This window comes from Kitasatospora sp. NPDC003701, assembly GCF_053587085.1.
Genome location: NZ_JBSFNM010000075.1, coordinates 21,241 through 41,625, shown reverse-complemented (window position 1 = coordinate 41,625; position 20,385 = coordinate 21,241). Strand labels below are relative to the sequence as shown.

At 73.4% G+C, this 20,385-nt stretch carries 13 protein-coding genes; 6 read left to right on the top strand and 7 right to left on the bottom strand.

The genetic code is table 11. From position 1 onward, the window contains the following. Positions 1-123 precede the first annotated feature (123 nt). From ACWDRR_RS39345 to ACWDRR_RS39330, 4 genes are all read right to left on the bottom strand, one after another. Positions 124-798, bottom strand: coding sequence for a nucleoside/nucleotide kinase family protein (locus tag ACWDRR_RS39345; protein ID WP_449777090.1), 675 nt, complete (start codon positions 796-798; stop codon positions 124-126). A 33-nt stretch (positions 799-831) separates the two neighbouring features. After that, positions 832-1,803: a S66 peptidase family protein gene (locus ACWDRR_RS39340; RefSeq protein WP_449777089.1), complete on the bottom strand. Its 972-nt coding sequence runs from the start codon at positions 1,801-1,803 to the stop codon at positions 832-834. A 102-nt stretch (positions 1,804-1,905) separates the two neighbouring features. Then, positions 1,906-3,042, bottom strand: a complete 1,137-nt coding sequence (trpS, locus tag ACWDRR_RS39335) for a tryptophan--tRNA ligase (protein WP_449777088.1) — start codon at positions 3,040-3,042, stop codon at positions 1,906-1,908. Positions 3,043-3,216: 174 nt separating this feature from the next. After that, the gene (locus ACWDRR_RS39330; RefSeq protein WP_449777092.1) at positions 3,217-4,674 is read right to left on the bottom strand and encodes an APC family permease; all 1,458 of its coding nucleotides are present in this window, start codon (positions 4,672-4,674) and stop codon (positions 3,217-3,219) included. A gap of 441 nt (positions 4,675-5,115) precedes the next feature. Here ACWDRR_RS39330 and ACWDRR_RS39325 point away from each other — a divergent pair, with 441 nt between their 5' ends. Then, on the top strand, positions 5,116-6,225 hold the full coding sequence (locus tag ACWDRR_RS39325) for an ABC transporter substrate-binding protein (RefSeq protein WP_449777087.1): 1,110 nt from the start codon (positions 5,116-5,118) through the stop codon (positions 6,223-6,225). A 130-nt stretch (positions 6,226-6,355) separates the two neighbouring features. Then, a complete protein-coding gene (locus tag ACWDRR_RS39320) occupies positions 6,356-7,612 on the top strand; it encodes a hypothetical protein (RefSeq protein ID WP_449777086.1) in 1,257 nt (418 codons plus the stop codon). Positions 7,613-7,813: 201 nt separating this feature from the next. On the opposite strand, the gene ACWDRR_RS39315 is transcribed toward ACWDRR_RS39320, so the two are convergent. After that, entirely contained in the window at positions 7,814-8,353 is a 540-nt protein-coding gene (locus tag ACWDRR_RS39315) for an NUDIX hydrolase (RefSeq protein ID WP_449777085.1), read from the bottom strand. A 126-nt stretch (positions 8,354-8,479) separates the two neighbouring features. On the opposite strand from ACWDRR_RS39315, the gene ACWDRR_RS39310 reads away from it, so the two are divergent. Then, on the top strand, positions 8,480-9,466 hold the full coding sequence (locus tag ACWDRR_RS39310) for an ATP-grasp domain-containing protein (protein ID WP_449777084.1): 987 nt from the start codon (positions 8,480-8,482) through the stop codon (positions 9,464-9,466). A gap of 64 nt (positions 9,467-9,530) precedes the next feature. On the opposite strand, the gene ACWDRR_RS39305 is transcribed toward ACWDRR_RS39310, so the two are convergent. Continuing rightward, a complete protein-coding gene (locus ACWDRR_RS39305) occupies positions 9,531-13,487 on the bottom strand; it encodes an ABC transporter transmembrane domain-containing protein (RefSeq protein ID WP_449777091.1) in 3,957 nt (1,318 codons plus the stop codon). Positions 13,488-14,077: 590 nt separating this feature from the next. Further along, a complete protein-coding gene (locus ACWDRR_RS39300) occupies positions 14,078-14,725 on the bottom strand; it encodes an SACE_7040 family transcriptional regulator (RefSeq protein ID WP_449777083.1) in 648 nt (215 codons plus the stop codon). Between the two features lie 123 nt (positions 14,726-14,848). Here ACWDRR_RS39300 and ACWDRR_RS39295 point away from each other — a divergent pair, with 123 nt between their 5' ends. The 3 genes from ACWDRR_RS39295 to ACWDRR_RS39285 all read left to right on the top strand — a co-directional run bounded on the left by ACWDRR_RS39295 (position 14,849) and on the right by ACWDRR_RS39285 (position 20,215). Then, positions 14,849-16,582: a carboxyl transferase domain-containing protein gene (locus tag ACWDRR_RS39295; protein WP_449777082.1), complete on the top strand. Its 1,734-nt coding sequence runs from the start codon at positions 14,849-14,851 to the stop codon at positions 16,580-16,582. Between the two features lie 292 nt (positions 16,583-16,874). Then, positions 16,875-19,232, top strand: a complete 2,358-nt coding sequence (locus tag ACWDRR_RS39290) for an ATP-binding protein (RefSeq protein WP_449777081.1) — start codon at positions 16,875-16,877, stop codon at positions 19,230-19,232. After that, on the top strand, positions 19,229-20,215 hold the full coding sequence (locus ACWDRR_RS39285) for a hydroxymethylglutaryl-CoA lyase (protein WP_449777080.1): 987 nt from the start codon (positions 19,229-19,231) through the stop codon (positions 20,213-20,215). Before ACWDRR_RS39290 ends, ACWDRR_RS39285 begins: the two co-directional genes overlap by 4 nt. Positions 20,216-20,385: the final 170 nt, after the last annotated feature.

Here is a 20,385-nt window from a genome sequence, read left to right as displayed (position 1 = left end):
CCCGAGCCGCACCGTCAAAATGACAAAGCGCAACCCAGCCCGAACCGGGAAGTGGTGTTTCTAGGGATTGGCCGCTCCGGGACCGTCCGCGCAGATGCGTGTCCGGTGCTCCCAGCCGAGCGACTAGAGAACACTACGCCCGTTCGGAGCCGCAGGCAAACCGGTGCCGGGCACGATCCGCGTGCAGAGCGCGCGGCCGGCCTTCACGTACTCACCGTTCGGGTGGTCGTTGCCGGCGACCCAGCGCCGGGCCGTGTCCTCGTCGCGGCCGCCGGCCCGGTGGCGCCGGATCAGCCGCTCCTCGCGGACGGTGTCCTCGGTGTCGACGTACCAGAGCTCGCGCATCAGCCTGCGGGCCTCGGGCCACGGGTGTTCGTCGGCGGCCAGGTAGTTGCCCTCGGTCACCACGAGGCGGGCGTTCGGCGGGACGACATGACGGGCGGCGACGGGTTCGTCGAGGTCGCGGTCGAAGTCGGGGACGTAGATGGGCTGGAAGCGGTCGGCGGCGATCCGGCGCAGCAGCGCGACATAGCCGTGTGCGTCGAAGGTGGCGGGCGCGCCCTTGCGGTGGGCCAGGCCGAGGCTGCCGAGCTGTGCGGCGGAGAGGTGGAAGCCGTCGAGCGGGAGGTAGGCGGCGCTGCCGGGCCCCTCCCGGCGCTCGACCTCGGCGACCAGGTGCCGGGCCAGGGTGGACTTGCCGGCTCCTGGCGGGCCGGCAAGTCCGAGGATGGTGCGGGCACTGCTGCCCGGCCCCCGGAGGAGGCCGAGGGCGAGGGTGGTGAGGGTGTCCTCGTTCATGGCCGCACCCTACTGACCGCGACGCGCCACGGTTCAGCGCCCGGCGGGGGCGGGCGTCTCCAGGGCGGGCGTCTCCAGGGTGAGGGTCCCGGCATCGGCGTCGAGCAGCGCGGGCACACCCAGCGGGACGGTGAGGGTGGAGGGGCAGTGGCCGAAGCCCAGCTCCCAGATGACGGGTACGCCGAGCGGGCCCAGCCGGTCAAGCATGACCTCCCGGACCCGCTCGGGGCGGCCGCAGCCCTCCCAGGAGCCGAGCGCGATGCCCGCGACCCCCTCGAAGGCGCCGGAGCGCAGGAACTGGGTGAGGAGGCGGTCGAGCTGGTACGGGTGCTCGTTGACGTCCTCCAGGATCAGGATGCTGCCGGCGAAGGAGGGCCGGGCCGCGGGCGTGCCGCGCTCGGCCGCCAGGACGTGGGTGCAGCCCCCGGCGGTGATGCCGCGGGCCCGGCCGGGGACGAGGGCGGAGGCGGTGGGCGAGGTGAGGACCGTCGTGGCCGAGGGGTCGAAGAGGGTGCGACGCAGATGCTCCGCCGTCGGCCCGTCGGAGATGAAGGAGGCGCCCGCGGTCATCGGCCCGTACAGCGTGGCGATGCCCAGGCGCTGGGCGAAGGCCTCGTGCAGGGAGGAGACGTCGCTGAAGCCGACCAGCACCTTGGGCGGGACGGCGCGCATCGCGTCCCAGTCGAGCAGGTCGACCATGCGGTGGACGCCGTAGCCGCCGCGGGCGCAGATGACGGCGTCGACGGTGGGGTCGAGCCAGGCGGCTTGGAGGTCCGCGGCCCGGTCCGCGTCGGTGCCCGCCAGGTGGCCGAGGGTGGGGTGGGTGTCGAGGACGTGGGGGCCGACGGTCACCCGCAGCCCCCAGGAGCGCAGGATCGCGCACCCGGCGGTGAGCCGCTCGGGGTCGATCGGGCCACTGGGGGCGACCACGACGACGTGGTCCCCCGGGCGGAGGTGCGGCGGGCGTGTCAGCCCTCGGCCGGGCGGGGTCGGGTGCTGGTCCATGGCCGAAATCCTTCCAGGGGTGCGGGCGGCGGCGTGCGCAGGGTGGCGCGGTTCCGGGAGGTCGGTCGGGTCAACTCCCGGGGAAGGTATGCCCCACCCGCTTCAGACCGACCCCATCACCGCCCTGACCTCGGCGAGCGTGGCGTCGGCGACGGCGTTGGCCCGCTCGGCGCCGTCCCGCAGGACCTGCCGGATGTAGCTGCGGTCGGCGGCGAGCTCGGCACGGCGGGCGCGCATCGGTCCGAAGTGTTCGTTGACCGCCTCGGTCACCGTGCGCTTCAGCGCGGCGGCGCCGCCGTCGCCGATCTCGTCGGCGACCAGTTCCGGCGCGCGGTCCTGGCACAGCGCGGCGAGCAGGACCAGGCTGGAGACCTCCGGCCGGGCGGCGGGGTCGTAGGTGATCCGGCGGTCGGTGTCGGTCTTGGCACCCCGGATCAGCCGGGCGGTGGTGTCGGCGTCGGCGGAGAGCCGGACGGCGTTGCCGCGGCTCTTGCTCATCTTGCCGCCGTCGGTGCCGAGCAGCAGCGGGGCGGCGGAGAGCAGGGCCTCCGGGCGGGGGAAGACGCCGCTGCCGTCCGGGTGCGGGTAGCGCTCGTTGAAGCGGCGGGCGACGGTGCGGGCCACTTCGAGGTGGGGCAACTGGTCCTGGCCGACCGGCACGACGTTCGCCTTGCAGAAGAGGATGTCGGCGGCCTGGTGGACCGGGTACGTGAACATCAGCCCGTTCACGGCCGACTGGCTGGAGTGGGCGATCTCGTCCTTGACGGTGGGGTTGCGCCCCAGCTCGGCCACGCTGACCAGGCTGAGGAAGGGCAGCAGCAGCTGGTTGAGGGCGGGGACGGCGCTGTGGGCGAAGATCGTGGCGCGGTCCGGGTCCAGACCGGCGGCGAGGTAGTCGAGGACGAGGCCCTCGCTGTGTTCGGCGAGGCGGTCGGCGAGGTCGCGGTCGGTGATGACCTGGTAGTCGGCGACCACGACGAACATCTCGATGCCGAGGCGCTGGAGGCGGACCCGGTTCTGCAGGGTGCCGAAGTAGTGGCCGAGGTGGAGCGGGCCGGTGGGCCGGTCCCCGGTCAGGACGCGGTGGGCGCCCGGGTCCCGGCGGATCAGCTCGTCCAGGTCCGCGCCGGGCCGGCCGACGACCGGCGAGGCCGGGGAGGCGGAGGTGGTCGGGGTCGCCGGGGCGGCCGGGGCGGCGGGAGCCGTGCGGCCGGCGGGTACGGCGGTGGGAACGGTCATCGGGGTTCTCCTCGGTACGGCGATGCGGTGGCCGTCCGGGGTTCCGGGCCCGTCCCGTCGGAGAACGCGACAGGGCCGTCCATCCGGACGGCCCTGGTCAGGCGTGGCTGGTGGCCGTCCTAGGACGGCCACCAGCTGAGACCTGCGAAGCGCTTCATGCGTTCGAGGATAGCGTCAGTCCTCCACGACCAGCGCGGGAGTTTCCCGGCGCAGGGTCTCGCCGCGGAAGAACTCGGGCCGGAGCGCGCCGTACCAGGTCATCAGCACCGCTCCGAGCAGCAGGATGCCGACGCCGATGACGAAGACCGAGCCGATGCCGAGGACGGCGCCGCTGCCGTACTCCGGGTCCCAGGCGTCGGTGAGGGTCTGCAGGAAGACGGCGGCGAGCAGCACGCCGCCGAGCAGGGGGGCGATGCCCCGCAGGACGAGGTTCCGCAGGCTGCTCCGGAGCGAGCGGCGGAAGTACCAGACGCAGGCGAAGGCCGTCAGGGCGTAGTAGAAGCAGATCATCAGACCGAGGGCCAGGATGGTGTCCTGCACGACGTTCTCGCTGATCAGGCTCATGCCGACGTAGAAAACGGCGGTCGCGATGCCGGCGGCGACCGTCGCGTAGCCGGGGGTGCGGTAGCGCGGGTGGACGGTGCCGAAGCGCGGCGGCACGGCCCGGTAGGCGCTCATCGCGAGCAGGGTGCGGGCCACCGGGATGAAGGTGGTCTGCAGGCTGGCGGCGGCGCTGGCGACGACGGCCAGGAAGAGCAGGATGCTCCACGGCGAGCCGAGCACCGGCCGGGCCAGCGCGGAGAAGACGTTGTCGGCGGTGGCCGGGTTGCCCAGGCCGGTACCGGTGGTGCCGACGCCGGCGAACATCTGGGCGGCGATCGCCACCAGCAGGTACGAGCCCACCAGGGTGACCATCGAGATCATCGCGGCCCGGCCCGGGGTCTTCGCGCTGCCCAGGGTCTCCTCGTTCATGGTGAGGCAGGTGTCCCAGCCCCAGTACATGAAGATCGAGAGCGACAGCCCGGCGGTGAACGCGCTGAACGAGCTCACCTGGAGCGGGTTGAGCCAGGAGGCGGAGAAGCCGATCGAGTGCGGCAGGTCGCCGGCGGCGGCCTTGCCGATGGCGATGACCGAGAAGAGCACCAGGACGGCCAGTTGGAGGCCGACCAGGCTGTACTGGAACCACTTGGTGGCCGTCATCCCCCGGTAGCTCATCGCGGTGGCGGCGGCGATCAGCACGACCACGGTGAGCAGATGGACGGCCTTGTTGTCGTTCAGCCCGGCGATCCCGCTGCTGCCGGTCATCTCGCCGAGCATCAGGTAGAGGAAGTCGGTCGCCACTCCGGCCAGGTTGGACAGCACGATGATGGTCGCGACAGTCAGGCCCCAGCCCGCCATCCAGCCGACCCGGGGGCCGAAGGCCTTGACCGTCCAGCTGAAGGACGTGCCGCAGTCCGGGAAGTCCTTGTTCAGCTCCTTGTAGGCGAACGCGACGAGCAGCATCGGCAGGAAGCCGGCCAGGAAGACCGCGGGCATCTGGACGCCGACGGCCGTGACGGTCGGACCCAGCGTCGCGGTCAGGCAGTAGACCGGGGCGACCGTGGAGAGGCCCAGGACCACGCTGCTCAACAGGCCTACCGAGTTGCCCCGTAGACCCTTGTCCCCCGCTGCCCCCGCCGCCCCCTGATCGGGGACTCCACCACTGGCACCACTGTCCGGGGCACCCTGCGGAGCGGCGGGCGCCGTTGCCCGTCCGCTGCTTCCGTGCTCTGAGAGCTGCTGATCAAACACCTGCGCACCCTAGGTGGAGGTGTCGAAGGTTGTGTAGGCCAACCCCTGGTGATCTGAACCACTCACTTCGATTCCTTCGCCGTCGACGATGACGGGGCGATGGATTAATGGCGTGTTAACTCGTGTACCTTTGTTTCCAAGGGTTGATGGCGATTTGATTTATTCCTTATGTCATGGGTTGAGACGATTTCTCCCCACCCCCCAGGGCCCTCGATCAGCCTCCTCCGGGGCTTCAGATAGGTTTGCCTCACCTAACATCGATCGATCGAGAAGGAGCGTCGCGTGGCCCCCCACCCCGCCGACCGGACCCTCGTCAGCAGCACCCCCTCCCGCCGGAAGTTCCTCACCGCCGGACTCGCCGGCGGTGCCGTCCTCGGCCTCGGCGGGCTGCTCACCGCCTGTGGCGGCTCCGGCGGATCCGGCGGAGCCGCGAGCGGATCGGCCCGGGCCTCGGCCGGCTCGTCGCCGAACCAGAAGTCGGTCAAGCAGGGCGGCGACGACTACGCCGCCGTGATCGAGAAGATGAAGGACTTCGGCACCGACGCCGCTCCCGGCGTCTACCCGCGCACCGTCAAGCACGCCATGGGCGAGACCGTCATCCCGGCCAAGCCGGTCCGGGTCGTGGTGCTGGACACCGGCGAGCTCGACAACGTCGTCGCCCTGGGCATCCAGCCGGTCGGCGTCGTCTACACCGACGGCTCCAAGAACATGCCGTCCTACCTCAAGGGCACCGCCGGCAACCCGGCGAGCGTCGGCACCATCAACAGCCTCAACCTGGAGGCCATCGCCGCGCTCAAGCCCGACCTGATCCTCGGCAGCCAGCTGCGCGCACAGGACCAGTACGCGCAGCTCTCCAAGATCGCGCCGACCGTCTTCTCGCTGCGCCCCGGCTACCCCTGGAAGCAGAACTTCCAGCTCAACGCGGCCCCGTTCGGCCTGGAGGCGGAGGCCAGGGCGCAGCTCGACGCCTACCAGGCCGCGGCCGCCGCGATCGGCGCCGGGCTGGGCGACAAGCGGCCCACCATCACGCCGCTCCGCTTCATGCCCGGCAAGACCCGGCTCTACGCGGAGCTCTCCTTCATCGGCACCATCCTGACCGACGTGCCGCTGCCGCAGCCCAAGATCGAGCAGGTCAAGGAACTCGCGGTCGAGATCAGCCCCGAGCAGATCGACAAGGCCGACGCCGACTGGATCTTCTACGGCGTGTACGGCACCCCCGGCTCCACCAACCAGGACGCGGTGCTCGGCGGCGCGCTCTGGAAGACCCTCGGAGCGACCAAGTCCGGCCAGGCGCGGCCGGTTTCGGACGAGACGTGGTTCCTCGGCCTCGGCGTCCTCGCGGCCAACGCCGTGCTGGCCGACCTGAAGGGGTTCGTCGCCCCGGGCGCCTGAGTCCGGCGACGGGGGCCGACGCGGAGCGGACCGGGACGGTGTCCTCGCCCACACCCGCCGGAAAGACGCTTGGAGCTGGTCCCGGGGTGCGGGAGGATCATCGGGACCGTACCCCGAAGGGCCCATGCCGATGACCGCGCTCGACCAGACCGCCACCGACCTGCCCTCGTCCGGCGCGCCCGTGAACGACGTGACCGCGAACGGCGCCGCCGTGATCGGCACGCCCGCGGCCGGTGCGTCCACGGCCGGGTCCGCGGTCGACGGGTCCACGGCCGGTGCGTCCGACGGGTCCGCGTCCCGTGCGGCCGGGGGCGCGCAGGGGGACGGGGCACCGGCTCCGACCGGGCCGGCGGACCCGCGCTGCTCGTTGGCGCCGACGGCCGGCGACCTCGCCCCCGCCGGGCCCGCCCCTGAGGGCTCCGTTCCGCAGCCCCGGGGCGGTGAGGTCGCCGGGGAGAGCGGCCGGGGCCTCGACGACGGTGTGGACGCCGGCCTCGGCGTTGCCGGGGAGGCCCGCGGGGCCTCCGGCGGAGGCGCCTCCGAGCAGAGCGGTCAGACGGCCGCCCGGATCCGGGCCGGCCTGGCCGACCGGCTGCGGACGGCCCACAGCCAGGGCCGCTCGCTCGCCGACCTGGCCGCCGCCTGCCGTCGGCCGGTGGCCGAGATCCGCGCGCTGCTCGCCGAAGGCCTCGCGGGTGCCGACGCCGGTTCTCCGGCCGATGCGGGACCTGCTTCCGCCCCGGGCACCGAGCTGTTCGTACGACTCCAGGCCCCGGCACCGGCGGGGGATCGAACCGTCCCCGTACTGCGCGCCGCCCAGGCGGAGCTGAGGACCGTCCTGTCCAAGCGGCCCTCCCCCTCCCGGCGGCTGCGCCGCATGCACCCGGAGGCCGCGGGGCCGGACCGGCCGCAGGGCTCCCCCGGCACGGAGGCCACCGCTTCGGCGCTCGTACCGCCACCGGTGGCATCCGGCGGGACGGAGGCCCCGGACCGCTTCGTCGAGACCGCGGAACCGGCGGCCGGCGACAGCACCGGCGGGGAGGCCGAGACGCCGCTGGGCATCCTGATCGGCGGTACCCCCCATCTCCCCGAGGCCGTCAGCCGCCCCGACGAGCGGCAGCCGGTCCGGGTCGCCGCCGAGCCCGTACGGATCGGCCGCGGCACCTGTCTGGTGATCCTGCCCGCCTGGCGGCCCGCCATCGCCGTCTCGGTGTCGACCGACCTGTTGCTGTCCGCGACCGGTCTCACCGTCGACCAACTGGCCGACGCGCAGCTGTCGGTGTTGATGAATCCCGGCGCGCTGCACGACCGGGAGCTCGACCTGCACGGCTGGCGGTCCGGCCCGCCCGGGCGAGCGGGACGACGCGGCGAGGACCGGCCCTCGTAGGTGCCGGGGGGGCGGCCCTGCCTCCCTGCCCCGGGCAGCCGGTGGTCCTGCGCCGGACTGCCGAGGCCGATGAACCGGGCCGCCTCGGGCATCCGGGCATCGGGAGCGCCCGGCGGTCGGGGCCGTCACGGTCGTCAGGCGGTCGTCAGGGTCGTCAGGGCTGTCAGGCGGTCGTCAGGGCCGTCAGGGTCGTCAGGGTCGTCAGGGTCGTCGGGCAGTCGGAGCGTTCGGGATGTAGCCGAGGTCGACGGGCACCGGCTCGCGCCGACCGGCCAGCCAGCCCGCCCGGACATCGGCCAGCAGGTCCGGGAGCCGAGGCGGCCAGAGGGCGTCCGCGTGCTCGTCCGCGAGGTCGTCCTCGGTCCACCAGCGCCAGTCGAGAATCCGGTCGGCGGCGTGCACCGCGCTGACGTCGCCGACCGGCCCCCGGTGCGGCCCGCTGGTCAGGTAGATGTGCTCGTGCTGGCGGACGGGTGTGCCGTGCCAGGTGAAATCGTGTTCCCAGGTACAGAGCAGCGGACCGGGTTCGAGGTCGGTCCAGCCGGTCTCCTCCCAGAGCTCCCGCCGGGCACCGCTCCACGGCGTCTCGCCCTTCTCGATGCCACCGCCGGGCATGGTCCAGTGGACGCCGACCTCGCTGTTGTCCGAGCGGAGGAGGAAGACCGACCCGTTCCCGTCCAGTACCACCGTCCTGGCCGCCTGCCTGGGGATTCGCTTCGCGCGTCGCAACAGATTCCGCATCGGGTCACTCTCCCAGCGCGGGCCCCGGGGCGTCGAGCGGATTGTCGGCTGCCGCGACGGCACCGCCTGTGAGGAGAAGGGGTGTTGGCACCACCGGGAACGGCCGGTGGACGTACTCTGACGGCCATGCCCGCACCCGCGCTCCTGTTCCCGGCCGACCCGCTCAACCCGCACCGGCCCGACCCGCACTTCGCCTGGGAGGCCCGGGTACTACGGGACGTGGGTGGCGAGCAGTACCTCGTCGACCACGACGCGCTGCTCGCGGGACGCGCCGACGAGGCGGTCCGTCAGGTGCCGCGGGACTGCGGCCCGCTCTGGTACCGGGGTTGGATGATTCCGTCGGCCGACTACGCGGCCTTCGCCCGGGCGCTGGCCGGACGCGGCGCCAACCTGCTGACCAGTGCGGCCGGTTACGCCTCGGCGCACGAGCTGCCCGGCTGGTACGGCGTGTTCGAGGGGGCGACGCCGCCGAGCGTCTGGATCCCGGCGCGGACGGCGGCCCGGCCCGGGCCGGAGGAGCTGGCCGCCGCCGTCGAACGGCTCGGCGGGCGCGGTCCGGCGATCGTCAAGGACTACGTGAAGTCCCGGAAGCACGAGTGGCACGAGGCCTGCTACGTCCCGGAACTGGCCGACCTGGCCGCCGTCGGGCGGGTGGTGGCGCGCTTCGTCGAGTTGCAGGGCGAGTACCTGGCCGGTGGGGTGGTGCTGCGGCGGTACGAGGAGTTCCACCGGGCCGGGGGCGACGGGGGCGCGAGCGGGCCGGACGGCAGCAGGAGGAGGAGCAAGAGCGGGGGCGAGGGCGGGGGCGCGGGTGCCGCCGGGAGCCGTGGTGGCGGGAACGAGCGGGCGGTGGAGGCCCGGGTGTGGTGGCTGGACGGTGAACCCGTGCTGGTCGGGCCGCACCCGGACACGCCCGGTCAGCCTGCCGACCCCGACCTCACCGAGGTCCGGCCGCTGGTCCGCGCGCTCGGCTGCCGCTTCGTGACCACCGACCTCGCCAGCCGGGCCGACGGCTCCGGCTGGCGGGTGGTGGAGGTGGGCGACGGACAGGTCAGCGGCCTGCCCCGGGGAATCGACGCGTCCGGGCTCCTCACCTCGCTGATCGCCGCCTGATCGCCGCTGCGCCCGGCGGGTAGGTGGGGCGGCGCGGCGGCGGGTCAGCGGGTGGCGGACCGGCTCACCGGCCGACGGGCCGGCCCGCCACCTCGGCGGGCGCCGGGTGCCCGTCGGCGATGAACGCCTGCCAGAGCCGCGCGTACACGCCGCCCTGGGCGAGCAGTTCGGTGTGCGTACCGTCCTCGACCACCGTGCCGCGGTCGAGGACGACGACCCGGTCCGCGCGTTCCGCGGTGGTGAGGCGGTGGGCGATCACCAGCGTGGTGCGGCCGCCGCTGAGCCGGTCCGCCGCGTGGTTGACCGCCGCCTCGGTGGCCAGGTCGAGCGCGGCGGTGGCCTCGTCAAGGAGCAGGATGTCCGGGTCGACCAGTTCGGCCCGGGCCAGCGCGATCAGCTGGCGCTGCCCCGCCGAGAGGTTGCGCCCGCGGCCGGTGACCTCGTGGTCGTAGCCGTCCGACAGCCGGAGGATCATGTCGTGCGCACCGACCGCCCGGGCCGCCGCCTCCACCTCGGCCGCCGAGGCCGAGGGCCGGCCGTAGGCGATCGCCTCGCGCACCGTGCCCGCGAACAGGTACGCCTCCTGCGGCACGACGCCGAGCCGGTGGCGGTACTGCGCGAGGTCGTAGCGGGTCAGGTCGACGCCGTCCACCCGGACGGTGCCGGCGGTCGCGTCGTAGAACCGGGCGACCAGCTTGACCAGGGTCGACTTGCCGGCACCCGTCTCGCCGACCAGCGCCACCGTCTGGCCGGCGGGTATCCGCAGGTCCACGCCGGTGAGCACGTCCCGAGCGCCGTCGGCGCCGCCGTTGTAGGCGAAGCTGACGCCCTCGAACTCGATCTCGCCGCGGAGCTCCGCCCGCACCGGCACCGGGTCGGCGGCCTGTGCGGTGGTGGTCGGGGTGCGCAGCAGCTCACGGATCCGGCCCAGGCCCACCGCCGCCTGCTGGTAGCCGTCGAACACCTGCGAGAGCTGGTTGACCGGTGCGAAGAAGAGGTCGATGTAGAGCAGGTACGCCACCAGCGCGCCGACGGTCAGCGTCCCGGAGTCGACCCGGGACGCGCCCACGATCAGCACCAGTGCGGCGGCCACGCTGGAGAGGAACTGCACGAACGGGAAGTACAGCGAGATGTAGAACTGCGCCCGGACCCTCGCCTCGCGGTAGGCCATCCCCCGGGCGACGAAGCGGTCGGTGTTGGCCTCCAGCCGGCGGAAGGCCTGGACGATCCGCATGCCCGCGACGTTCTCCTGGAGATCGGCGTTGACCGTGCTGATCAGGTCGCGGGAGATCTCGTACTGCGCCTTGGACTTCTTGCGGAACACCAGTGTCGCCACGACCAGCAGCGGCAGCACGGCGAAGACCACCAGCGCCAGGCCCGCGTCGATGATCAGCAGGGCGGCGAAGATGCCGAGGAAGGTCAGCAGGCTGACCACGGCCGTGACCACTCCGGTCTGCAGGAAGGAGGTCAGCGAGTCCAGGTCGGTGGTCATCCGGGTCATGATCCGGCCGGACAGCTCGCGCTCGTAGTAGTCCAGGCCGAGCCGGTTGAGGTGCGCGAAGATCTTGAGCCGGAGGGTGTAGAGCACCCGTTCGCCGGTGCGGCCGCTGACCCGGCTCTCGGCGCTCTGCACCACCCAGTCCAGCAGGACGATCACCAGCGCCACCAGCGCGGCGGCGGCGACACCCGACATCAGGGCCTTGCTCACGCCGTCGTCGATGCCGTGCCGGATCAGGATCGGCAGCACCAGCCCCGCGCCCGCGTCCAGGGTGACCAGGAGGAGGGCGAGGGCGAGCGGGCGGCGGAAGGGGCGCAGCAGGCGGCGGAGGCTGAAGTCCGGGTCGCCGGCCTCGGCCTCGGCCCGGGAGATCGCCGGGGTGTCGCCGGCCGGCGGGAGGGCGGCGACCTTGGCGAGGAGCGCCGGGTCGGCGGTGCGGGCCGCCTTGGCCAGGGCGGGCGTCGCCGGGTCGGGGACGGGCGACGGTACGGGGGCGTCCCCGGCCCGGGGCTCGGGGGCGGGCCCGCTCGGGGACCGGAGGTTCTGCCGGACGGCCCGGGCGGGCGCCCCGGGCGCTGCCTCGGGTGGCGCGGTGGCTGCCACGGGGGTGGGGGTGGCTGCCGGGGTGGGGATGGCTGCGGGGGTGGCCGGCGACTGGGTCCGGCCGGCCTCGGGGTCGGAGATCAGGGCGCGGTACTGGGGACATCGGACATCGAGTTCCTCATGCGTACCGATGTCCAGAAGACGGCCGTGGTCCAGGACGGCGATCCGGTCGGCCAGCTGGAGGGTCGACCGGCGGTGGGCGATCAACAGCGTGGTGCGGCCGGCCATCACCGATCGCAGGGCGTCGTGGATCTCCGCCTCGATCTGCGGGTCGACCGCCGAGGTGGCGTCGTCGAGCAGCAGGATCCGCGGGTCGGTGAGGATGGCCCGGGCCAGGGCGATGCGCTGGCGCTGACCGCCGGAGAGGGTCAGGCCCTGCTCGCCGACCTTGGTCGCGTAGCCGTCGGGCAGCTCCCGGACGAACTCGTCGGCCTGGGCGGCACGGGCGGCCGCCACGACCTGTTCGTCGGTGGCGTCGGGCCGCCCGTACGCGATGTTGGTGCGGACCGTCTCGGAGAACAGGAAGCTCTCCTCGGGAACGATGCCGACGGCCGCCCGCACCGAGTCGAGGGTGAGATCGCGCAGGTCGTGGCCGTAGAGCCGGACCGCGCCGGCCGCCGGGTCGTAGAACCGGGGCACCAGCTGCGCCACCGTCGACTTGCCCGAGCCGGACGCGCCGACCAGGGCCAGCGTCTCGCCGGGGGCGAGCTTCAGGTCGAGCCCGTGCAGGACGGGCGCCGGGTGCTCGGGGTCGTAGCGGAACTCGACCTGGTCGAACTCCAACGCCACCTCGGACGTACGGGGGCCGGCGGCCGACTGCCCGGACGGGTCGTGGTCGTCGGCCGTGCCCCGGCCGGGTTCGACGGACCGGCCGGGCTCGGCCTTCGACGGGCCGGTGCCGTCCCGGGTGGGGCCGGTGCCGGCGTGGGTGAAGTCGAGGGCGATCGCGTCCGGGCGCTCCTGCACCAGCGGCCGCTCGTCGATCAGCTGGAGCACCCGCTCCACACCGGCCCGGGCCTGCTGGCCGACGGTGATGACCATGGTCAGCATCCGGACCGGACCGGTCATCTGGGCCACATAGGTGGAGAAGGCGACGAAGGTTCCGAGGGTGACCTGGCCCTCGACCGCCAGCCAGCCGCCGAAGGCCAGCACCGCGACCTGCGCGAGCGCCGGGATCGCCTGCATCGCCGGGTTGTAGCGACTGTTGAGCCGGATCGAGCGCAGCCGGGCCGCGAAGAGGTTGCGCGAGGCCGCCTCCAGCTTGTCCAGCTCCTGGGCCTCCTGGCCGAAGCCCTTGACCACCCGGACGCCGCCGATCGACTCGTCGACGACACCCGCGACGGCCGCTGCCTCCTGCTGCGCGGCCCAGGTGGACGGGAACAACCGCTTGCGGCTCAGCACCGAGACCCACCAGAGCGCCGGGCCCATGACCAGGGCGACCAGCGTGAGCGGCGGCGACAGCCAGAGCATCACGGCCAGCGACATGACGAACATCAGCAGGTAGCCGGTCATCATCGGCAGCATCGAGAGCAGGCCGTTGATCAGCTGGAGGTCGGAGGTCGCCCGGCCGACCACCTGGCCGGTGTCGAGGCGGTCCTGCCGGTGGCCGTCGAGGCGGCCGAGCGAGCGGAAGAGGTCGCTGCGCATGTCGTGCTGGACGTCGAGCGCGAGCTGGCCGCCGTAGTAGCGGCGCACCTGGGTGCAGGCGAACACCAGAGCGGCCGCCAGCAGCAGCACCACGGCCCACGGAGCGAGGGAACGGGTGTGCGCGGTGATGACGTCGTCGATGATCAACTTGGTGACCAGCGGCACCAGGGCGGTGACGGCCATCCCGACGATCGAGGCGCCGAAGGCCAGCAGCACGCTGCGCCGGGAGTGCCAGCAGTAGCCGATCAGCCGGCGCAGCCAGCCCGCGTCGATTCCGCTGCCGGCGGCTGCGGCCCCGCCCGGTGCTCTGCCGCCGCCGCCGCTCGACGCGCCGGTGTCGCTCCCGTGGTTTCCGTGCTTGGCCTGCCTGCCGCGCTTGCCGCCGGGCAGGCCGGCACCGCCCCGCTCGCCCTTCCTGCCCCGCGGGCCGGTTCGGGTGCCGCTCGGGGAAAGCTCCACCGTAGATCCATGAGTCTCAGGCATATTTAGGGATGCTAACCATTCCGTCGAGTGGCCGCCATGGAGTTTCAGGCCAGAGCAGGCCGGCTGATCCGACCCGGCTGAGGGACCAACAGCCTGCGGCCTGCGGTGATTCCCGGCCGAGGCGGGGCCGTGGCCGTCACTGTCCAGAGTGGACGACATCGCACCGAACGCCCACCGGCCGCCGACGCAGGGCACCGCCGTCCTTTGGACCTAGGACGGACGGCCGACCCTTCGACCCCTCGACCGTTCGGTCCCTCGACCCGTCGACCGCTCGATCCGTTGACCCGTCGACCCGTCGACCGCTCGATCCGTTGACCGTTGACCGTTGACCGGCGGCGCGCTCCACCGCGCCGGGCGTGCGACCGGGCGGCGCGGCCGCCTCAGTCGCGTACCGCAGCGTCGGCGGCCGCGGAGAAGGCGCCGTGCGCCAGGCTGTGCAGCAGGGCGGCCATGCCGTCGCGCTGGAGGGCGACGCGGTCCTCCTGCGCCGGACTCGGGCCGAGGCTGTGCGGGGTCGAGTTGATCAGTCCGAAGACGGCGTGCACGGCAGCCCGCGCCACCGGCTCGGCGTCGGGCCCGGCCAGCGGCGGGTAGGCCCGCCGGACGACGTCCACCCACAGCTCGACGTAGCCGCGCTGGAGCCGGCGGACCGTCCGGCGGTCCTCCTCCTTGAGGTTCAGCAGCTCGCGGTCGTGCAGGGTGATCAGGTCGCGGTCGTCGAGCGCGAAGTCGACGTGCCCGCTGATCAGCGCATCCAGCGCGTCGGCGGCGCCGTCTCCGCCGCCCGCCCGGCGGCGGCCCTCCTCCAGGAGGCGCTCGCTGATGCCGATCAAGAGGTCGGCGAGCATCGCATCCTTGCCGGCGAAGTGCCGGTAGAGCCCCGGGCCGCTGATGCCGACGGCTTTGCCGATCTCGTCCACACCCACGCCCAGGAAGCCCCGGGCCGCGAACAGGCGGGCGGCCTCCCTGCGGATCTGGTCACGGCGTGGGAGCGCGGAGGCGGCTGGGACGTTCGGCATGCTGCCCATCGTAGACAGTCGGGTTATCGCCCGTTAACCTGGGCGGCACGAGTTAACGCTCATTAACGTGGTGGCGGCAGGCTGATCAGGCTCTGCTGCCCACCTGGTGCCGAGGGCAAGGGAGCTCTTGGGATGGTCATCTCCACCGCCGGTGTACCCACCGGCGTCCACGGCAGCGCAGCGGCCGGAGCCACGACGGGCGGCACGGCGTCCGGCGCCGCAGCCGGAGCCGTTCCACCGGGGGCCGCTGCGCCCGCCCCCCGGCTCGGCACCGCCGCCGACCCGGGCTCCGAGGCCTATCGGGCCAACACCGAGGCGCACCGCGCGCTGGTCGCCGAGCTGCACGAGAAGCTCGCCGCGGCCGCCCTCGGTGGCGGGGCCAAGGCCCGGGCCCGCCACACCGCCCGCGGCAAACTGCTCCCCCGCGACCGGGTGGACACGCTGCTCGACCCGGCCTCGCCGTTCCTCGAACTGGCGCCGCTGGCGGCCGACGGGATGTACGACGGCGCCGCACCGGCGGCCGGCGTCATCGCGGGCATCGGCCGGGTCGCCGGGCGCGAGGTGGTCGTCGTCGCCAACGACGCCACCGTCAAGGGCGGCACGTACTACCCGATGACGGTGAAGAAGCACCTGCGCGCCCAGGAGGTCGCGCTGGAGAACCGCCTGCCCTGCGTCTACCTGGTGGACTCCGGCGGCGCCTTCCTCCCGATGCAGGACGAGGTCTTCCCGGACCGCGACCACTTCGGCCGGATCTTCTACAACCAGGCCCGCCTCTCCGCCGCCGGCATCCCGCAGATCGCCGCAGTGCTCGGCTCCTGCACGGCAGGCGGCGCGTACGTGCCGGCGATGAGCGACCAGGCCGTCATCGTCCGCAACCAGGGCACGATCTTCCTCGGCGGACCGCCCCTGGTGAAGGCCGCCACCGGCGAGGTGGTGACCGCCGAGGAGCTGGGCGGCGGCGAACTCCACTCCCGCACCTCCGGCGTGACGGACCACCTCGCCGAGGACGACGCGCACGCCCTCTCCATCGTCCGCACCATCGTCGCCGGGCTCGGCCCGCGCCCGGCCAGGCCGTGGCCGCTCACCCCGGCCGAGCCGCCCGCCGTCGACCCGGCCGGGCTGTACGGAGCCGTCCCGGTCGACCCGCGGACGCCCTACGACGTCCGCGAGGTGATCGCCCGGCTGGTCGACGGCAGCCGGTTCGCCGAGTTCAAGGCCGAGTACGGCGCGACCCTGGTGACCGGATTCGCCCGGATCCACGGCCACCCCGTCGGAATCGTCGCCAACAACGGCGTGCTCTTCGCGGAGTCCGCCCTCAAGGGCGCCCACTTCATCGAGCTGTGCGACCAGCGGGGCATCCCCCTCCTCTTCCTTCAGAACATCACCGGATTCATGGTCGGCCGGCAGTACGAGGCGGGCGGCATCGCCAAGCACGGCGCAAAGATGGTGAACGCCGTCGCCAGCACCCGCGTCCCGAAGCTGACGGTGGTGATCGGCGGCTCGTACGGAGCCGGCAACTACTCGATGTGCGGTCGGGCCTACTCACCTCGCTTCCTGTGGATGTGGCCGGGCGCGAAGATCTCCGTGATGGGCGGCGAACAGGCCGCCTCGGTGCTGGCCACCGTCCGGCGCGACCAGCTCGAAGCACAGGGCGAGGACTGGCCCACCGAGGCGGAGGAGGAGTTCAAGCGCCCCGTCCGCGAGCAGTACGAGCGCCAGGGCAACGCCTACTACGCCACCGCTCGGCTCTGGGACGACGGAGTGATCGACCCGATGGACACCCGCACCGTCCTCGGGCTCGCCCTCACCGCCTGCGCCAACGCCCCGCTGCCGCCGCCCGGTCCGTACGGCGTCTTCCGGATGTGATGTCGGCCCGGGTACGGCCACCCGTCCGACCTCCCCCGGACGAGCGGCCCTCCCGGGCTGGGCAACCATCCGACCCGACCGACCGGGCTACCCGGCCGACCGCGGCTTCGGGCGAAGTCCCGCAGCTCGAAGTCCCGGATCAGCTCGGTCCGGGCCCCGCCCGGGCACTGGTCCCGACTCGACCGCCGGCCCTCCGATCCGTCGGCCCACCCGGCCGCACACGACGCGTCGCCACTGCCGCCTCCCGTCACCTCCTTCGTACGGCTCCCCTCGACCCGGAGGATCGCCTCCCATGTTCGACACAGTTCTGGTCGCCAACCGTGGCGAGATCGCCGTCCGGGTGATCCGCACCCTGCGGCGGCTCGGCGTGCGCTCCGTCGCCGTGTTCAGCGACGCCGACGCCGACGCACCGCACGTCCGCGAGGCCGATGTCGCGGTGCGGCTCGGACCGGCCGACCGCAGCGACAGCTCGGCCACCGAGACCTACCTGCGGACCGACCAGATCCTCGCCGCTGCCCGACGCACCGGCGCCCAGGCCGTTCACCCCGGCTACGGCTTCCTCGCCGAGAACTCCTCCTTCGCCCGCGCCTGCGCCGACGCGGGCCTGGTCTTCATCGGGCCTCCTCCCTCTGCGGTCGAGCTGATGGGTGACAAGATCAACGCCAAGGAAGCCGTACGGGCCGCCGGCGTGCCGGTGGTTCCGGGCAGCCAGGCTGCCGCGCCCACCGACGGGGAACTCGTCGCGGCCGCCGACGAGATCGGCTTCCCCGTGCTGCTCAAGCCGTCCGCCGGTGGCGGCGGCAAGGGCATGCGCCTGGTGCGGGACCGGGCCGAGCTGCCGACCGAGATCGCCGCCGCACGGCGGGTCGCCCGCACCGCCTTCGGCGACGACACCCTCCTGCTGGAGCGGTGGGTCGACCGGCCCCGCCACATCGAGGTCCAGGTGCTCGCCGACGCCCACGGCACCACCGTCCACCTCGGCGAGCGCGAGTGCAGCCTGCAGCGCCGCCACCAGAAGCTGATCGAAGAAGCACCCTCCGTTCTCCTCAATGCCGAGACCCGCGCCGCCATGGGCCTGGCCGCCGTCCGCGCCGCAGAGTCCTGCGGCTACACCGGGGCCGGCACCGTGGAGTTCATCGTCCCCGGCCTCGCCCCGGACTCCCCCGTTCCCACCGAGGGGGTACGGGACTTCTTCTTCATGGAGATGAACACCCGCCTCCAGGTGGAGCACCCCGTCACCGAACTCGCCGTCGCCGTCGCCGGCACCACCGACGGCTCCGCCGGGGCGGGCACGGCCCAGCCGCAGCGGCTGGACCTGGTCGAGTGGCAGCTGCGGATCGCCTCGGGCGAGCGCCTGACCTTCGCCCAGCCGGACATCTCCTTCCTGGGCCACGCCATCGAGGCCCGTATCTGTGCCGAGGACCCGGAGCGGGACTTCCTCCCCACCGGCGGACGCGTCCTGCTCCTCGACGAGCCGCAGGGCGAAGGCATCCGCGTGGACTCGGGTGTCGCCCCGGGCACCGTCGTCACCAGCTCCTACGACCCCATGCTCGCCAAGGTCATCGCGTACGGGCCCGACCGCCCGACCGCGCTGCGCCGGCTCCGCGCCGCGCTGGCCGACACCCGGATCCTCGGAGTGACCACCAACACGGGCTTCCTGCGACGACTGCTCGCACACCCCGACGTCGCCGCAGGCCGGCTCGACACCGGTCTGGTGGAGCAGACGGCGCAGCAGCAGCCCGCACTGCTCGCCTCGCCCTTTGCTCCGGCCAACGCGGCCTCCACCGAGTCCGCGGCCCCCGCCGCCGACCCCGCCGAAGCGCCGACCCCTGCCCACCTCCTCTACTACGCGGCCGCACTCGCGCGGCACCTGAGCCTCACCCCCACCGCCGACGGCGGCGGTTGGACCGACCCCTTCTCCCTTCCCTCCGGCTGGCGCACCGGCGGCGCCCCGGCCTGGACCACCCATCGACTCCGTACCCCCGGCCAGGATCCGGTGTCGGTGCGCATTCGTCCGATCACTGCGGGCAACGTAGTCGAGGCCACTGACATTCCCCCGGGCGTCACTCCTGAGGTGGACATCCAGCTCGACTCCGGACCGGTCCACCGCGCCCGGGTCGTCCGGTCGGGCGACCGGCTGCACCTGACCGCCGACGGCCTGCAGACGACGTTCGCCCTGGCCGCCGACGACGCCCCCGGGCAGGCCGCCGGCCCGGTGACCTGGCTCGGGATCGACGGCGACGCCTGGCCGGTGCACGGCTACGACCCGGTCGGCGAGAGCACCACCGCCGGCGCGGCCCACCACGGCGCCCTCACCGCCCCGATGCCCGGCACCGTCACCGTCGTGAAGACCACGGCCGGTGAGCAGGTCCGGAAGGGCCAGCCGCTGCTCGTCCTGGAGGCCATGAAGATGGAACACGTGATCGCCGCTCCGCACGACGGCACCGTGAGCGAGCTGCGGGCCACCGCGGGAGCCACGGTGGCGATGGAGGAACTGCTGGTCGTGGTCACCCCGGCCGAGGACGGAGCGGCCGGCGACGGAGCGGCCGGGGAGGCGCCGGAGAGCAGTGGACCGGCCTCCGCCGCCGCGGAAGCAGGCGGGCGGGCCGGCCGGGCGCTCGGCGCGGTCTCCGCCGAGGTGCGGTCATGACCGCCCCCGTGTCCGAGCCGGACGCACTCGACCTGGGCCTGCCGGCGGAGGTCCGCGCCCCTGGCCTGCCCGAGGAGGTCCGGATCCACGAGGTCGGTCCGCGGGACGGCCTGCAGAACGAGAGCGCCCTCGTCCCCGTGGACGTCAAGGCCGAGTTCATCGCCCGCCTCGCCGCCGCCGGACTGCGCACCGTCGAGGCCACCAGCTTCGTTCACCCGAAGTGGGTACCGCAGCTCGCCGACGCCGAGGAGCTCGCGCCCCGGCTCGCCGGGCTGCCCGACCGCCACCCGGGCCTGCGGCTGCCGGTCCTCGTGCCCAACGAGCGCGGGCTGGACCGTGCGCTCGCCCACCACGCCACCGACATCGCGGTGTTCGCCAGCGCCACCGAGACCTTCGCGCGTCGCAACCTCAACCGCTCGGCGGACGAGGCGATGGCGATGTTCCGACCGGTGGTGGCGCGCGCCACCGAAGCCGGGATCCGCGTGCGCGGCTACCTCTCGATGTGCTTCGGCGACCCGTGGGAGGGCCCGGTGCCGGCCGAGCAGGTGATCGGCTTCGGCGTGCAGCTGCTGGAGATGGGCTGCACCGAGCTGAGCCTCGGCGACACCATCGGCGTCGCCACTCCGGGCCAGGTCACCGCCCTGCTGGACGGTTTCGGCCGGGCCGGAGTACCGGTCGACAGGCTCGCGGTGCACTTCCACGACACCTACGGCCAGGCGCTCAGCAACACCCTGGCCGCCCTGCGCGGCGGCGTGACCACGGTCGACGCCTCGGCGGGCGGCCTGGGCGGTTGCCCGTACGCCAAGAGCGCCACCGGCAACCTGGCCACCGAAGACCTGGTCTGGATGCTGCACGGCCTCGGCATCCGGACCGGCGTCGACCTCCGCGCCCTGGTCTCCACCAGTGGCTGGATGGCCCGGCAGCTCGGCCGGCCCAGCCCGTCACGCACCGTCCAGGCGCTGCTGGGTCAGGACCGGGACTAGACCGCCCGGCACGGCCCCGCACCGCCCCCGGAACCCCTGCAACGCCTCTGAACCACTGCAACGAACCGGCGCCGGCCGCGACCCGGTCGGCCGGGTCCGTACGGCACCACCAACCCCGCTCATCACACCGCATGCCCATCACATCATCGGATTGACATGCGGTCATCCCG

Coding starts and splice junctions, on each gene's coding strand:
- ACWDRR_RS39345 (WP_449777090.1), bottom strand. CDS start 798: ATGAACGAGGACACCCTCACCACCCTCGCCCTCGGCCTCCTCCGGGGG.
- ACWDRR_RS39340 (WP_449777089.1), bottom strand. CDS start 1,803: ATGGACCAGCACCCGACCCCGCCCGGCCGAGGGCTGACACGCCCGCCG.
- trpS (WP_449777088.1), bottom strand. CDS start 3,042: ATGACCGTTCCCACCGCCGTACCCGCCGGCCGCACGGCTCCCGCCGCC.
- ACWDRR_RS39320 (WP_449777086.1), top strand. CDS start 6,356: ATGACCGCGCTCGACCAGACCGCCACCGACCTGCCCTCGTCCGGCGCG.
- ACWDRR_RS39315 (WP_449777085.1), bottom strand. CDS start 8,353: ATGCGGAATCTGTTGCGACGCGCGAAGCGAATCCCCAGGCAGGCGGCC.
- ACWDRR_RS39310 (WP_449777084.1), top strand. CDS start 8,480: ATGCCCGCACCCGCGCTCCTGTTCCCGGCCGACCCGCTCAACCCGCAC.
- ACWDRR_RS39300 (WP_449777083.1), bottom strand. CDS start 14,725: ATGGGCAGCATGCCGAACGTCCCAGCCGCCTCCGCGCTCCCACGCCGT.
- ACWDRR_RS39295 (WP_449777082.1), top strand. CDS start 14,849: ATGGTCATCTCCACCGCCGGTGTACCCACCGGCGTCCACGGCAGCGCA.
- ACWDRR_RS39290 (WP_449777081.1), top strand. CDS start 16,875: ATGTTCGACACAGTTCTGGTCGCCAACCGTGGCGAGATCGCCGTCCGG.
- ACWDRR_RS39285 (WP_449777080.1), top strand. CDS start 19,229: ATGACCGCCCCCGTGTCCGAGCCGGACGCACTCGACCTGGGCCTGCCG.